The 14222-nt window shown below is 72.7% G+C and carries 11 protein-coding genes; 9 read left to right on the top strand and 2 right to left on the bottom strand.

Annotated features, from left to right (window positions below):
- The first annotated feature begins 75 nt into the window (after positions 1-75).
- From FREUN1FDRAFT_RS17445 to FREUN1FDRAFT_RS17465, 5 genes are all read left to right on the top strand, one after another.
- On the top strand, positions 76-807 hold the full coding sequence (locus FREUN1FDRAFT_RS17445; protein ID WP_006541437.1) for a response regulator transcription factor: 732 nt from the start codon (positions 76-78) through the stop codon (positions 805-807).
- Between the two features lie 7 nt (positions 808-814).
- Positions 815-2773 (top strand): HAMP domain-containing sensor histidine kinase, encoded by a 1959-nt coding sequence (locus FREUN1FDRAFT_RS17450; RefSeq protein ID WP_006541438.1) that lies wholly within the window; start codon positions 815-817, stop codon positions 2771-2773.
- A gap of 38 nt (positions 2774-2811) precedes the next feature.
- Positions 2812-5205: a 4-alpha-glucanotransferase gene (gene malQ, locus FREUN1FDRAFT_RS17455; RefSeq protein ID WP_232295238.1), complete on the top strand. Its 2394-nt coding sequence runs from the start codon at positions 2812-2814 to the stop codon at positions 5203-5205.
- A gap of 229 nt (positions 5206-5434) precedes the next feature.
- Positions 5435-5740 carry a hypothetical protein gene (locus tag FREUN1FDRAFT_RS17460; RefSeq protein WP_232295239.1) on the top strand — a complete coding sequence of 102 codons (306 nt, stop codon included), beginning with the start codon at positions 5435-5437 and terminating at the stop codon, positions 5738-5740.
- Positions 5727-6140 carry a DUF5130 family protein gene (locus tag FREUN1FDRAFT_RS17465; RefSeq protein WP_006541441.1) on the top strand — a complete coding sequence of 138 codons (414 nt, stop codon included), beginning with the start codon at positions 5727-5729 and terminating at the stop codon, positions 6138-6140. The genes FREUN1FDRAFT_RS17460 and FREUN1FDRAFT_RS17465 overlap by 14 nt, the downstream gene beginning before the upstream one ends.
- 119 nt (positions 6141-6259) lie before the next feature.
- Here the strand turns inward: FREUN1FDRAFT_RS17465 and pepN are convergent, their stop codons facing one another.
- Entirely contained in the window at positions 6260-8815 is a 2556-nt protein-coding gene (gene pepN, locus FREUN1FDRAFT_RS17470; RefSeq protein ID WP_006541442.1) for an aminopeptidase N, read from the bottom strand.
- A 570-nt stretch (positions 8816-9385) separates the two neighbouring features.
- Between pepN and FREUN1FDRAFT_RS17475 the strand changes: the two genes are divergently transcribed.
- The 3 genes from FREUN1FDRAFT_RS17475 to FREUN1FDRAFT_RS17485 all read left to right on the top strand — a co-directional run bounded on the left by FREUN1FDRAFT_RS17475 (position 9386) and on the right by FREUN1FDRAFT_RS17485 (position 11990).
- On the top strand, positions 9386-10591 hold the full coding sequence (locus FREUN1FDRAFT_RS17475; protein WP_006541443.1) for an AI-2E family transporter: 1206 nt from the start codon (positions 9386-9388) through the stop codon (positions 10589-10591).
- A 127-nt stretch (positions 10592-10718) separates the two neighbouring features.
- Positions 10719-11387, top strand: coding sequence for a hypothetical protein (locus tag FREUN1FDRAFT_RS17480; RefSeq protein ID WP_006541444.1), 669 nt, complete (start codon positions 10719-10721; stop codon positions 11385-11387).
- Positions 11388-11504: 117 nt separating this feature from the next.
- Positions 11505-11990 carry a ribose-5-phosphate isomerase gene (locus tag FREUN1FDRAFT_RS17485; protein WP_006541445.1) on the top strand — a complete coding sequence of 162 codons (486 nt, stop codon included), beginning with the start codon at positions 11505-11507 and terminating at the stop codon, positions 11988-11990.
- Here the strand turns inward: FREUN1FDRAFT_RS17485 and FREUN1FDRAFT_RS17490 are convergent.
- Positions 11936-12415: a hypothetical protein gene (locus FREUN1FDRAFT_RS17490; RefSeq protein WP_157474908.1), complete on the bottom strand. Its 480-nt coding sequence runs from the start codon at positions 12413-12415 to the stop codon at positions 11936-11938. The genes FREUN1FDRAFT_RS17485 and FREUN1FDRAFT_RS17490 overlap by 55 nt on opposite strands.
- An 860-nt stretch (positions 12416-13275) precedes the next feature.
- On the opposite strand from FREUN1FDRAFT_RS17490, the gene FREUN1FDRAFT_RS17495 reads away from it, so the two are divergent.
- Positions 13276-14222: dolichyl-phosphate beta-glucosyltransferase (locus FREUN1FDRAFT_RS17495; protein ID WP_232295240.1), on the top strand; the 947-nt coding region annotated here is incomplete at its 3' end.

The following is a 14222-nucleotide window of genomic DNA, read 5'->3' on the forward strand; positions in this document are numbered from 1 at the left end:
GAGGATCCCGGAAGGTCTTGCTGAGAGGCGCGTCCAAAGCCCGGAACTGTCCGCGGTGGCAGGCACACTGGGGGCGTGCGCGTACTGGTTGTGGACGACGATGACGCTGTCCGTGAGTCACTGGAGCGGTCGCTGCGCTTCGAGGGGTACGAGGTGCGTACCGCCGCGGACGGCGTGGACGCTCTCGACCTGGTGGGGCGCGAACAGCTGGACATCGTCGTCCTCGACGTGATGATGCCCCGGATGGACGGGCTGGAGACCTGCCGGCGGCTGCGAGGGCGGGGCAACGACGTGCCGGTCCTCATGCTGACCGCGCGCGACGCCCTCGCCGACCGGGTCAGCGGCCTCGACGTCGGCGCCGACGACTACCTGGTGAAGCCGTTCGCGTTGGAGGAACTGTTCGCCCGGCTCCGCGCCCTGATCCGCCGCGCCACGCTGACCACGCGCGGCGCGGCCGGCCAGGGCCAGGCAGCCGATCGGGACGGGGCCTCGGCGTTGCTGTACTCGGACGTCCGGCTGGACCCGGTGAGCCGCCAGGTCCTGCGCGGCCCGCGCGAGCTCACCCTGACCAAGACCGAGTTCGAGCTGCTGGAGCTGTTCCTGAGCCATCCGCGCCAGGTGCTCTCCCGCTCGACGATCATGGAGAAGGTGTGGGGCTATGACTTCGGCCCCTCCTCCAACTCGCTGGAGGTGTTCGTGAGCTACCTCCGCCGCAAGCTGGAGGCAGACGGCGAGCCCCGGCTACTGCACACCGTGCGCGGTGTCGGCTACGTCCTGCGTGAGCTGCCCGCCGCCGACCGGGCGTGAGCATTCGATGAACCTGGAGGCGGAAGGGCGGCGGATCGGGTCCGCGGCATCTCGTGAGCCCGAGCACCGGCCGCCCGGCTGGTCGGGGCTGCTGTCGCGGCTGACGTTGCGGGCCCGGATGTCACTGCTCGCGGGCGTCGCCGTCGCGGCGGCGGTCGCCGTGGTCGCCGGCGTCGCGCTCGGCGTGACCAGAATCGTGCTCAACCAGGCGATCGACGACCAGCTGCTGGAACAGGCCAGAGCCTCCGCCGCGAACGTGCAGGCCAGCGCGAACCTGCAGGCGACCAAGATCAACGTCGGCGCGCTGAACTTCGGTATGGAGATCCAGTTCCTCGACTCCGACGGCGTGCCGCTGGAAAGCGAGTTCCCCTCGCTGAAGAGTTTCGCGATCCCCGTGGACGCGCAGGACGTTCAGGTCGCCCAGGGGCTGCGGCGCAAGAACCTGCACACCGTGACGGTCGACGGCGCGCGCTACCGGGTGGTGACAGTCCCGCTGCGCTACCCGCCGCCGCTGAACGCCACCGGCGCTCTCCAGTTCGCCCGCCCCACCTCGGACGTCGACCGGACCCTGCGCGACCTCGGCGTCGTGCTGTTCGTCGTCGGCCTGGTCGGCGTAGTCGGCTCGGTGATCGCCGGCCGGCTCGTCGCGCGGGCGTCCCTGAAACCGGTCGACGCCGCCGCGGCCGCCGCGGAGGAGGTGGCGCGGACCCAGGACCTGTCGGCGCTCATACCCGTGACCGGCAGCGACGAGATCGCGCGCCTCGCGACCAGTCTCAACAGCATGCTGCGGGCACTGGAAGCCTCCAGGCTGCGGCAACGCCAGCTCGTCGACGACGCCGCCCACGAGCTACGCACGCCGTTGACCAGCCTGCGTACCAACATCGAGCTGCTGCTGCGGGCGGAGTCCACGCCGAACCGGGCCCTGCCGGCGGAGGACCGGGCAGCGCTGCTGCGCGACGTCGACGCGCAGATGCGGGAACTGACCGATCTGGTCAACGAGGTCATCGAGCTCGCCCGGGACGAGGCGCCCACCGAGGAGGTGGAACAGCTCGACCTCGCCAGCATTGTGCGTTCCGCCGTCGAGCGGGCACGGCGGCGGGCGAAGTCCAGGAACATCCACATCGAGGTGGTCACGGAGCCCTCGATCGTGGCCGGGCGCCCCGGCCTGCTGGAACGGGCGGTGACCAACCTGCTGGACAACGCCGTGAAGTTCAGCCCGGCGTCCTCCACCGTCTGGGTGGCCAGCCGCCGCGGGGAGGTGACGGTCTCCGACGAGGGGCCGGGCATCGCGCCGTCCGACCGGGAGAAGGTGTTCGAGCGCTTCTACCGGGCGATGTCGGCTCGGGGCCGGCCGGGCTCCGGCCTCGGGCTCGCGATCGTGGCGGACGCGGTCGCCATGCACGGCGGGACCGTCCGCGCGGAGGCCGCGCCGTCCGGCGGGGCGCTGATGCGTATGACGCTGCCGCTCGCGGCACCCGGCTGGTCGGCCGGGCTTCCATGGGAGGGCCCGACAGTGCCGCCCGGTCCTGTCGCGCCGCCTGGGCCCGCCAGCCCGCCTGGGAGCGCGATGCCCGTGGGTCTCGCTCACCCGATCCCACCAGCCGCGCCTGGTGGCCCGGGAAACGGTCGGGGCGGTGGTTCTGGCGGGTCGGGGAGGCCTGGTGGCTCTGGCCCGGGTAGCCCAGTTAATCCAGGTGATGCAGTCGGCCCGGAGTCACCCTGGCAACGACCGGCCGCGCCGCCCACTCGCCCGCCGGCGCCTCCAACGCATCCGGCGCCTCCAACGCATCCGGCGCCTCCAACGCATCCGGCGCCTCCAACGCATCCGGCGCCGCAATCGCCCCCTGCGCCGGGCGCCGCGCCGTCGCCTGGCGGTGGTGATCCATCTACCACACCCGGTCCGGAAGGCGAGCGGTCCCCGGGTGCGTGGGCGCAGCCCGATCAACGGGCAATATCTGGCAGGTGACGTCCGCAGACGAAGGCTCCCGACGGCGCGACCCCTCCGTGGCCCGGAACGAACCGGACCAGGCACCCGCAGCCGCGGATGCCCAGGCCGCGGCGGTCTGGTCCGAGTTCGGTGACCTCGCGAAGCTCGCCGCCGAGTTCGGTGTCGCGACGTCGTACGACGGGCAGGACGGCGCGCCGGTCACGGTCGCGCCGTCGGCGGTCCAGGCGGTGCTGAACCTGCTCGGGGTCGACACCAGTGATCCGGCCCGGGCCCTGGACGACGCCCACGCGGCCCGCTGGCGGCGACCGCTGCCACCCGTGGCAGTCGCTCGCTCCTCGGCTCCGGAGCCGGTCGCGGTGCACCTGCCCGCAGGCCCGCAGACCACCGGGACAGTCGCTGGCACCCCCAGCCCCAGCCCCACACCCGTCCCCGCCGCCACCGCGTTCGTCGCGTTGGCGGACGGCGGTGAGGTCGCGGCAGCGGTCCGGCTGACCGACGGCGCGCGGGAGGTGGACGGCAACCGGGTCCAGGCCGGCCTGGTGGATCTCCCGGCCGGCCTGCCGCTGGGCGATCATCAGCTGGTGCTGCGGCTCGGCGCGGACACGGCACAGTGCCCGCTGATCGTGGTGCCGGACCGGGTGCCCGACGTCCTCGGCGACGCCGACGGACTGCCCGCCGTGAACGGTCCGGGCGGGCGTGCTCCGGACGGGGGCGCCAGCGGGCGTGCCTGGGGCTGGATGATCCAGCTGTACGCGCTCGCCTCCGCCGGATCCTGGGCGATCGGTGACTTCGCCGACCTCGCCACCATCGCCGCCTGGTCCGGCCACAACGGTGCCGATGTCCTGCTGGTGAACCCCCTGCACGCGGCGGCACCGACGTTCCCGGTCGAGCCGTCGCCCTACTCGCCGTCGAGCCGTCGCTTCGTCTCGCCGCTGTACCTGCGGCCCGAGATCACGCCCGAGTACCTGCAGGCGGACGGCGCGGTCCGGGCGGACGTCGACCGGTTGGCGGGCCAGGCCCGCGCCGACGGGCTCCAGGCCGGCCTGATCGATCGGGACGTCGTGTGGCGGGCGAAGCTGGCCGCGCTGGAACTTCTGTTCGCGAGCCAGGCCCCGGCCGCCCCGGCCGCCCCGGGCGTGCCGGGCGTGCCGGCGCCGAACGGCACAGCCGGCGGCGGGCACGCCTCGAGTGACCCGGACGGCGAGCGTTCGGCGCTGGCCGACTTCGCGCTCTGGTCGGCGCTCGCGGAGCGACACGGCCGGGACTGGCGGGTCTGGCCGGAGGACCTGCGTGACCCCGCAGCTCCCGCGGTCGCCGCCGCGCGCGCCGAGCTCGCGCACCGCGTCGCCTTCCACACCTGGCTGCAGCGGCGATGCGACGAGCAGCTCGCGGCGGCGCAGGAGGCCGCCCGGGCGGCGGGGATGCGGGTCGGCATCGTCCACGACCTGGCCGTCGGCGTCGATCCGGGTGGCGCGGACGCGTGGGCGATGCGTGCGGTGCTCGCCGCCGGTGCCTCCGTGGGAGCCCCGCCGGACGGTTTCAACCAGCAGGGCCAGGACTGGGGCCTTCCGCCGTGGCGGCCGGCGGCGCTGGCAGAGGCGGGCTACGCCCCGTTCCGGGCGATGGTCCGCGCGGTGCTCGCCCGGGGCGGTGGCATCCGGGTGGATCATATCCTCGGGCTGTTCCGCCTGTGGTGGGTGCCGGTCGGAGCCGGCGCTGCCGGGGGGACCTTCGTCCGGTATGACGCGTCGGCGCTGCTGGGGCTGCTCGCGCTGGAAGCGGCCCGGGCCGGCTCCCTGGTCGTCGGGGAGGATCTCGGGACCGTCGAGCCGTCGGTCGCCACGGCCCTCGACGAGGCAGGGATCTTCGGCTCCTCGGTGCTCTGGTTCGAGCGCGCCGCGGACGGGTCGCCGCGCCGGCCGGATGAGTACCGGGTGAGTTCCATGGCCAGCGTCACCACGCACGACCTGCCGACCGCCGCCGGGTTTCTCGACGGCGAGCATGTGCGGGTGCGTGAGCGGCTCGGGGTGCTCGCCCGTTCGGGGGACGCCGAGCGCGCGGCCTGGCTCGCCGAGCGCGCCGACCTGTTGCGGCTGCTCGCCGCCGAGAACCTGCTGCCCGACGAGGGCCTGGCGGAGAAGGGACCGGCCGACGAGGAGGTGGTGCTCGGGATGCACGCGGTGCTCGGCCGGTCGCGGGCCCGGGTCGTCCTGATCGCTCCCGGTGACGCGTTCGGTGACCTTCGCCAGCCGAATCTGCCCGGTACGGTCGACAGCTATCCGAACTGGCGGCTGCCGGTGCTCGACGGCGACGGCAGGCCGGTCACCGTCGAGCGGTTGCTCACCGACCCGCGGCCCCGGCGCCTCGCCGAGGCCCTCGGTGCGCGTACGGCCGACCGCGGCGCACGCACCGTCGATCGGGCGGGCACCGGCACCCCCCGGCGCCCCTGAACCGCTGTGTCCCACCTCGCGGCGCCGAGGTCGGGCCGGTCGGCGACCTCGGCGAGCTAGCTCGCACCCCTGAGGTCGGACGGTGACACCTGTTCCCGGTACCCTTCCGGTCGTGATTCCACGTCGTCCGCGCCGTACGTCTCGGCGGTCCGTCGCGGCCAGCGACCTGTCCTCGACCTCCCGGTCGGGCCGACGGGTCGCCGCGCGCCGCGCTCTGACCGTTGCCGCGTTGTCCCTGTTCACCGTGCCGTTCCTGGCGGTGTCCGCGTCCGCGCAGGATGTGGGGACCACTTACGACCCCGACCCGCTGTCGGCCGTCCACGCGTGGACGATCTACGGTGGCACGGTCGTCGGCGGCTTCCTGCTGGCGTTCATCCTCACCGCGCTGACGAGCCGTCTGAGCCGGCCGTCGCGCTACCGTCCGGGTCAGCCATGGGAGCACGACACGACCTGGATCGGTGAGAAGTCGGAAGACCTCGACGACAAGCGCTCGGCGACGACGCCGGGCACGGGTGGTGCCAGTGGCACCTGGTGAGGCCTTCACCCCCGAGCAGGCTGACCGGCTCGAACGCGCCCGCCAGGCGGCGCAGAGCCAGTCCGGCATCCGGTTCGCCGTCCGCATCGGCGGTCTGGGCGACGACCCGAAGCTCGCCGCCGAGCGTCTGCTGGGGGGCCTCGCTGATGGGCACCACGACGAGGCGGTCCTGATCGCCGTCTCGCCTGGGCAGCGGTTCGTCCAGATCGTGACGACGCCGGCCGCGAGGAAGCGCGTCAGTGACGCCGCGGCCGGCCTCGCCACCCTGGCGATGACGTCCAGCTTCGCGCTGGGCGATCTCGTCGGCGGTGTGGTCACGGGTCTGCGCCAGCTAGCCGACGCCGCCGGGGCGCCCGCCGCTGTCCGCGTTCCCGCCGGCCACGCCGCTGCTCGTCGCTGAGCCGCCCGCCGCGCCGGCTGTCCTGCCCGGCGCGGCGGACCCGATTTCTCCGGACGGTCCCCTCACTCAGGGCCGGCCCCTCTCAGGACCGGCCCTTCGCCGACGGACCGACGGACCGCTCAACCCGCGGCGGCGTCCTTCGCGCGTGCGGCGAGCGCACGCACCAGACCGTCCCGGCCTTCCATCAGTGCCCGCCGCAACGCCGGCACCGGCTCCTGCTCGGCCAGGTAGGCGTCCACCCGCCGCACCGTCTCCTCCTCGATGACGCCGGAGGGGAAGAGCATCTGGGTGATGGTCTGGGCGCTGTCGAACGTCCGGGTCTGCCAGATGCCGCCGATCTCGTTGAAGAACCGGTCGACATACGGCCGGGTCAGCTCCAGCTGGTCGCTGATCCAGAAGCCGTTCATCGTGGCGACCGCCAGATGGTTCGACAGCGTGTCCGACTCCATCACCGCCGCCCAGGCGGCGGCCTTCGCCTCGGCCGTCGGACGGGCGCTGCGTGCCGTGGCGGCCCGCTTCTCGCCGGTCGCCGTGTTGTCCCGGGCCAGCTCCGCGTCGATCTCGGCGTCGCCGTAGACGCCGCGTGCCACCAGCTGGATCAGCAGGGTCCAGCGCAGCTCGGTGTCCAGGGCGAGCCCGTCCACCACGTCGGCGCCCTCGAAGATCGCCTTCACCCGGGCGATCTGCTCCGGCTGCTCGGTCTGGGCGAACGCGGTGGCGAAGACGAGCTGCAGGTCGCTGCCCGGTTCCGCGGAGCGCATCAGCTGCTCGGCGCGGGCCGTCAGCTCCCGCAGCGCCGCCGGTCGGTTAGCCGGATCGCCGTAGCTGTCGACGGTCAGCGCCGCCTTGGCGACCAGTGACTGGACGACGCCGATGTCGTCCTCGGCGTCGACCCCGGACAGGACGAGCCGGACGTAGTCACGCGCGGCCAGCTCGGCGTCGCGGGTCATGTCCCACGCCGCGGCCCAGCACAGCGTCCGGGGCAACGACTCCGAGATCGTCCCGATCGAGTCGATCAGGGTGCCGAGCGACCGCTCGTCGAGGCGCACCTTCGCGTAGGTGAGGTCGTCGTCATTGAGCAGGACGAGATCGGGCTGGCGCACCCCGATCAGCTTCGCGACCTCGGTGCTCGCACCGACGACGTCCAGCTCCACGCGCTCGCGCCGGACCAGCCGGCCGTCGGCGCCCCGGTCGTACAGGCCGATCGCGACCCGGTGCGGCCGGAGCGTGCGCGACGCGGTGGCCGGCGCGCTCGCCGGCTCCTGGACGACCTCGAACGAGGTGAACAGACCGGACGAATCCGTGCTGAAGCGGGGGCGCAGCGTGTTCGCCCCGGTGGTCTCCAGCCAGTCGGCCGACCAGGGCGCCAGATCACGCCCACTGGCCTTCTCCAGCTCGACGAGCAGGTCGCGCAGCGAGGTGTTGCCGTACTCGTAGCGGCGGAAGTAGCTGCGCAGCCCGGCGAGGAACTCCTCCTGGCCCACCCACGCGACGAGCTGCTTGAGCACCGAGGCGCCCTTGGCGTAGGTGATGCCGTCGAAGTTGGTGCGGACCGCGTCCATGTCGGGGGCGTCGGCGACGATCGGGTGGGTGGAGGAGAGCTGGTCCTGGCGGTACGCCCAGCCCTTCTCCGCGTTCGCGAAGGTCGTCCAGCCGTTGGTGAACCGGGTGGACGTCACCTGGGCGAGCACCGACACGTAGGTGGCGAACGACTCGTTGAGCCACAGGTCGTCCCACCAGCGCATGGTGACCAGGTCGCCGAACCACATGTGCGCCATCTCGTGCAGGATCGTCTCGGCGCGGCGCTCCCGGCGCGCCTCGGTGACCTTCGCGCGGAAGACGTAGTCCTCCAGGAAGGTCACGCAGCCGGCGTTCTCCATCGCGCCGGCGTTGAACTCCGGCACGAACAGCTGGTCGTACTTCCCGAACGGGTACCGGTAGTCGAAGACCCGGTGGTAGAAGTCGAAGCCCTGCTTCGTGATCTGGAAGATCTCGTCCGGGTCGAGGAACTCGGCCAGCGAGCCGCGGCAGTAGATGCCGAGGTCGATGCCGTCGTGGTGGTCGCGCACCTCGTGGTAGGGCCCGGCGACCAGCGCGGTGATGTAGGTCGACATCACCGGGGTCGGCGCGAAGGACGTCCGGGTGGCCCCGTCGGCGGGCCCGGTGGCCGCGGCGGTTCCGGTGACGACGCTGTTGGAGATGATCTTCCAGTCGGCCGGTGCGGTCACCGCGAGGGTGAAGACCGCCTTCAGGTCGGGCTGGTCGAAGCAGGTGTACATGCGGTGCGCGTCGTACGTCTCGAACTGGGTGTACAGGTAGACCGCGCCGTCCACCGGGTCGACGAAGCGGTGCAGGCCCTCACCGGTCCGGGAGTAGGCGCATTCGGCGACTACCCGCAGCTCGTTCGTCGCGGCGAGGCCGGGCAGGGCGATCCGCCAGCCGTCGAAGACCTCGGCCGGGTCGAGCGGGCGGCCGTTGAGCACGATCTCGCGCACCGCGGGCGCCGCCAGCTCGACGAAGGTCGACGCCCCGGGCTCGCCGCAGGTGAACGTGGCGGTGGTGCTGGAGAGAAATGTCTCGTCACCGACCGTGAGGTCAAGCTCGACGTCGTAGGACGAGACGGCCAGCAGGCGGGCGCGCTCGCGCGCCTCGTCGCGGGTGAGGTTGTGAGGCACCCGGATCCTTTCGCGGAAACGCCGCGGTGTCGGCGGGGGACGGCGGTGTCGGCGGGGGACGGCGGTGTCGGCGGGGAACGGCGGTGTCGGCGGGGAACGGCGGTGTCAGCTGGGACGGCGGTGCCAGCTGGAAGAACGGTGTCAGCTGGGATGGGCGTTGCTTGTTGGTCAGTCTCCCACGCCCGGCGGTGGGCTCCGTCCACCTACGGGTTACGCCGCACAGCGCCGGATGGCCTCGCCGGAGGCCGTCGAATTCTGGTGCGGAAACGGCGCAACGTTGCCGCGCCCCCGGGGATGTTCCGATCTGCGCGCGGGCACGCCGGTTGCCTCCCGACCGCGTACGGAGCGCGGGTTCTTCGGGGACTTGGTGGAATTCGGCCCGGCCCGTCGGGTTGGATGTCCGTGAGGACAGCACCTGACGGGCCAGCGGGCCCGGGGCCGGCGGGCGATGCGCCGGCGGTCACAGGGCCGTTGGCGCAGGGCCGTTGGTGCAGGGCCGCGGGCGCATGTGCCGGAGGGCGCAGGGGCCGGTGGGCGGGGTTGTCGGACGCCGGAGCGAGGGGGTGGGCCGTGCGTCGGGTTGCGGGGCTGGGGCGGGTGCCCCTGCGGGGTGAGCGGCGGCTGTCCGGGGGCGACGGCGCGGGAGGCTCCTCGGCGCCCGGGCGGCGAACGATCGTGAACGGAGCCCACGCGGGCTCGACGGTGCGGCGGGCCGAGCAGCACGTCCCGGTCGCCCTGCGGGTCGCCGCCGGTTGGTCATGGCGCCTGATCGTCATCGGCACCGCCGTCTACATCCTGAGCATGATGGTCGGCAGGGTTCGTACCGTCGTCATCCCGGTGATCGCGGGCCTGCTGATCGCCGCGCTGATCCATCCGCTGGCGCAGCGCTTCCAGCGACTGGGCCTGCCGCGGCTCGGCGCGGCGTTCGCGGCGCTGATCGTGTTCTTCCTGATCGTGACCGGGGCCGGCGTGGCCGTGGGCTTCAACGCCGCCAACGAGATCCCGGCCGTGGCCGACCAGGTCAGCGAGGGCATCGACCAGGTCCGCGACTATCTGACGGACGGGCCGTTCCACCTGTCCGAGGGGCAGATCGACGACCTGGTCGACGACATCCGCAAGAGCATCACCGACAACCGGGGGAAGCTGGTCTCCGGCGTGCTGTCGACGGCGTCGGTGGCCGCGGAGGTCCTGACCAGCATTCTCGTCGCGCTGTTCTCCACCTTCTTCTTCCTCTACGACGGTGAGCGGATCTGGGACTGGATCGTCACCCGCTTCCCCGCCGGCGCGGAGGACCGGGTTCGCGGCGCCGGCCGGGAGGCCTGGAACACGATCACCGGCTACATCCGCGGGACGGTCTTCGTCGCCGCCGTGGACGCGATCGGCATCACGATCGGGCTGCTCGCGGTCGGCGCGCCGCTCGTGGCACCGCTGGCTCTGCTGACGTTCTTCGGCGGGTTCATCCCGATCATCGGTGCGACCGTCGCCGGGATTGCCGCCGTCCTCGTCGTGCTCGTGTCGAACGGGCTGGGTGACGCCCTGATCATCCTGGGTGTGGTGATCGCCGTCCAGCAGCTCGAGGGCCACCTGCTGCAGCCGCTGATCATGCGCCGGGCGGTGCGACTGCATCCGCTGGCCATCGTCATCGCGCTGTCAGCCGGCAGCGTGCTCGCCGGCATTCCGGGGGCGATCGCGGCGGTGCCCTTCGTGGCCGTGGTGAACAAGGTCGCGACCTATCTCGCCGCAGAAGGGAAGGATCCGACGCCCGCGGACGGTTGAGGTGGGCAGGGGATCGCGGTGGCCGGTCCGAGGAACGGTCCGGTCACGTCCCACTCGCGCGGGCGGGCTCCGCCCGAGCGGCCCTGCCCGTTCAGCCGTACCGCCGTACAGGCGTACAGGAGGACCCATGACAGCCGATTCCGCCCTCGCGGTCGACTCCGTCAGCAATGATTCCGGCTCCGCGGCGGACCAGCCGGTCCTCGACGCGGACTTCTGGTTCGACCCGCTGTGCCCGTGGGCGTGGCTGACGTCGCGCTGGATGCTGGAGGTGGAGAAGGTCCGGTCGGTGCGGACGCGCTGGCACGTCATGAGCCTCGCCGTGCTCAACGAAGGCCGCGACGTTCCCGAGCAGTACCGGGAGGCCATGCGGCAGGCCTGGGGGCCGGTCCGGGTCTGCATCGCGGCGGCGGCCACCGCCGGTGACGAGGTGCTGCTCCCGCTCTACACGGCGCTCGGTGAGCGCCGCCACCTGCAGAAGGCCGAGCTCACCGAGGAGACCTTCGCCGCGGCCCTGGTCGAGGTGGGCCTGGACCCGGCACTGGCGGCCGCCGCGCGTTCGACCGAGTGGGACGAGCGCCTGCGCGCGAGCCACACCGACGGCATCAGCCGGGTCGGCATGGACGTGGGGACACCCGTCATCGCCGTCGCCGGCACGGCGTTCTTCGGCCCGGTGGTCACCCCGGCGCCCCGGGGCGAGGCAGCCGGCAAGCTGTGGGACGGCGTCCTGCTCGTCGCCCAGACCCCCGGCTTCTACGAGCTCAAGCGCACCCGTGATCAGGACCCGGTCTTCGACTGAACCGGTCCGCGGAGCGTGACCGAGGTGCGGCCTGAGGTGAGGCCGAGGCGCGGCTGGGGCGAGCGGTACGTCACCGGCCGCGCGGTGGTGGGTGGCGAGCAGGCATGATGGCGCATCATGCGCGTCCATCTTGGTTCTGATCACGCTGGGTTCCACCTGAAGGAAGCCCTCGTCGCACGGCTCGCAGAGCTCGGCCACACCCCCGTCGACCACGGGCCGGCCGAGTACGACCCCGACGACGACTACCCGCCCTTCGTGATGGCCGCCGCGGCCGCGGCCGCGGCCGAGTCCGACAGCCTGGGGATCGTGATCGGCGGCTCCGGTAACGGCGAGGTGATCGCCGCGAACAAGGTCGCCGGGGTGCGGGCGGCGCTGGTGTGGAGCGAGCAGACCGCCACGCTGGCCCGCCAGCACAACGACGCGAACGTCGTCAGCGTCGGTGCCCGGATGCACTCGGTGCCCGAGGCGATCGGGTTCGTGGAGGCCTTCGTGACGACGCCGTTCAGCGAGGAGCAGCGTCACGTCCGCCGGCTGCGGATGATCTCGTCCTACGAGCGTTCGGGTGAGCTCCCCGAGGCGTCACCGGCCGCGCCGGCGTCCTGACCGTTCCCCCCGCCCGGGCGGGCGCTGCCCGGTCGGGGGCGGGTGCCCCGGCCCCGACCCCGCCCGTCCGCGGTGCCTGGCGGCCGTGGGTGCACGTTCGGCGGTGACGCCGCGCGCCGGGAGGCGTCCGCCTGGTCGCCGGGCGGCGCCGGCGGGCGCCTGCGTGCCTCGCCAGGGTCCGTGACTGCGCCGGGCCCCCGCGCCGGTCCGGCTCCGGGCTCGGCTCCGGGTTCGGGCTCGGGCCGCGGTGGCGCCGGATAGGCATGGCGTAGCACCACGGTCGCCTCCGCCCAGGCGAGATCGGCGTCGGTGAGCTGGGCGACGTCCCGTGCCCGCATCGCCGCGCTGAGGCTGAGCCGCGAGCGGCCGCCGCCGACGAGCCCCCGCAACATCGCGTCCGCTCGATGCTGATCATCTCTTGGCATGCGGGCCCCCTCGGATCCGGGCGTACCGGCGCGCTGGGGCCGGTGTACCTGCGGCGCCGACCGGTGGCCGCTGTGGCCGCTGTGGCCGTCCGCGCGGTGCCTGTCCGTATGGTGCACGAGGTGACGCCCGGATGCGTCGCGGCGCCCCGCGAGCGGGTGGACTTCTCCGCCCGATCCGGTGGCTCAGCGTCCGGTTGCTCGATGGTGCTATTCCGTTGCCGCAGTGACGACCTGCATTTCGTGGTGGCGGGCGGGCCTGGTCCGGCCGCGCGGCATCACCGGTGAAACCGCTGGTAGCAGTGGGTGCGACGCGATTGAGCCGCCCGGTATGGCGGTTCGCGGGCGGCGGATGGGGAGCGCCGGTGAGGCCCGGCGGGGGCCTGGTGCGCGGTTTGCGGGCGGCGCACCAGCTGACCTGTCGTGCAAGTGTCTACGTCGACAGCGGCGGTGACCGTTCGACCGGTCGCCTCACCGAGTCCCGTTTCCGCAGGTGACAGGACGGACGCTCCCGGGAGGTGGCAATGGCGTTGGGTGACGGGGCGGTTTCTTTGGGTCCCGCCCTTCTGGTTGCGGGTGTGCCGGCAACCGGCCATGACCGTTCCGAAAGTGCGACCTCCGGGGTAGTCCGTGTGCTGACGGTCAAGTTGTTGCCGTTGTTGTGCCGGCATGGCTGGTAAGCGTGGGCCCCGGTGGCCCTCAGGCGCGTTGGCCATGCCAAGATGGTGCGAAGTTGACAGGGAACACAATTCCCCCGAAACTCGGCAATTCAGACTGGTCGCCACGGACAGAAGCCATCCGATGAGAGTCCGGTCATCACACCTGTCGTCGCAGCCGAGGGGTGAGTAGTGGACCGAGTGCCCGTGAGCGTCATCATCCCCGCCTACAACGAGGCGCAGCGACTTCCGCAGTCGCTGCCGCACCTGCTGGCGGTGGTGAGCCGGATCCCCAGGGTCGAGGTGATCGTCGTCGACGACGGCAGCACCGACGGCACCGCCGGCATCGCCGAGGACCTGTTCGGGGATCATCCGAGCCATCGGGTCGTGCGCCTGCCGTGGAACTGCGGGAAGGGCACCGCGGTGCGGGCCGGTGTCGCCGCCGCCCACGGCCAGTCGATCGTCTTCATGGACGCCGACGGCGCCTCCGACGTGAACGACCTCCCGCTGCTGCTCGCCGCGCTCGAGCACGCGGAGGTCGCGCTCGGGTCGCGCCGCATCGGTGACGGCGCGACCAGGACCAGCGGGCGCAAGGCCGGGAGCTGGGCCTTCAACCAGCTCACCCGTTCGCTCGCCGCGTTGGACGTGGCCGACACCCAGTGCGGCTTCAAGGCCTTCCGGCACGCCGAAGCCAAGATCCTGTTCAGCCTCGCCCGGTCGACCGGCTTCGGTTTCGACGTCGAGGTGCTCTCGATCGCGCGCTCGATGGGCTACCGTATCGCGGAGGTTCCGGTGCGCTGGAACGAGACCCCCGGCGGGACGTTCCGGATGACCCGGCACACCCCGGCGATGATCGTCGACGTCGTGCGGGCCCGGCGCTATCTCAGCCGGGCTGGGCTGACGCCGGTCACCCGTCGGGAACGACTCGATGAGCTGGGCGTCGTGGACGCCTCGGACCTCATCGGCGCTCCTGTGCCCCCGCGCGCCGTGCCGTCGAACGTCGCGCCGGCGAGTGCGGTGCCGTCACATGTGGTGCCCTCGAACACAGCGCCCTCGGGTGCCGCGGCCTCGGGCGCGGCACCGTCGAATGCGGCGGCGCCGCGCCAGGCGCCTACCCGTCCGGGTCGGCCGGCGTGGCCGGCGTCGCCCTCGCG

The organism is Parafrankia sp. EUN1f (assembly GCF_000177675.1).
In the GTDB taxonomy this organism is placed as follows: Bacteria; Actinomycetota; Actinomycetes; order Frankiales; family Frankiaceae; genus Parafrankia.

Excerpts from the sequence above, each read along its gene's own strand:
- FREUN1FDRAFT_RS17450 (WP_006541438.1), top strand. The coding sequence starts at position 815 with ATGAACCTGGAGGCGGAAGGGCGGCGGATCGGGTCCGCGGCATCTCGT.
- FREUN1FDRAFT_RS17480 (WP_006541444.1), top strand. The coding sequence starts at position 10,719 with ATGACAGCCGATTCCGCCCTCGCGGTCGACTCCGTCAGCAATGATTCC.
- FREUN1FDRAFT_RS17485 (WP_006541445.1), top strand. The coding sequence starts at position 11,505 with ATGCGCGTCCATCTTGGTTCTGATCACGCTGGGTTCCACCTGAAGGAA.
- FREUN1FDRAFT_RS17490 (WP_157474908.1), bottom strand. The coding sequence starts at position 12,415 with ATGCCAAGAGATGATCAGCATCGAGCGGACGCGATGTTGCGGGGGCTC.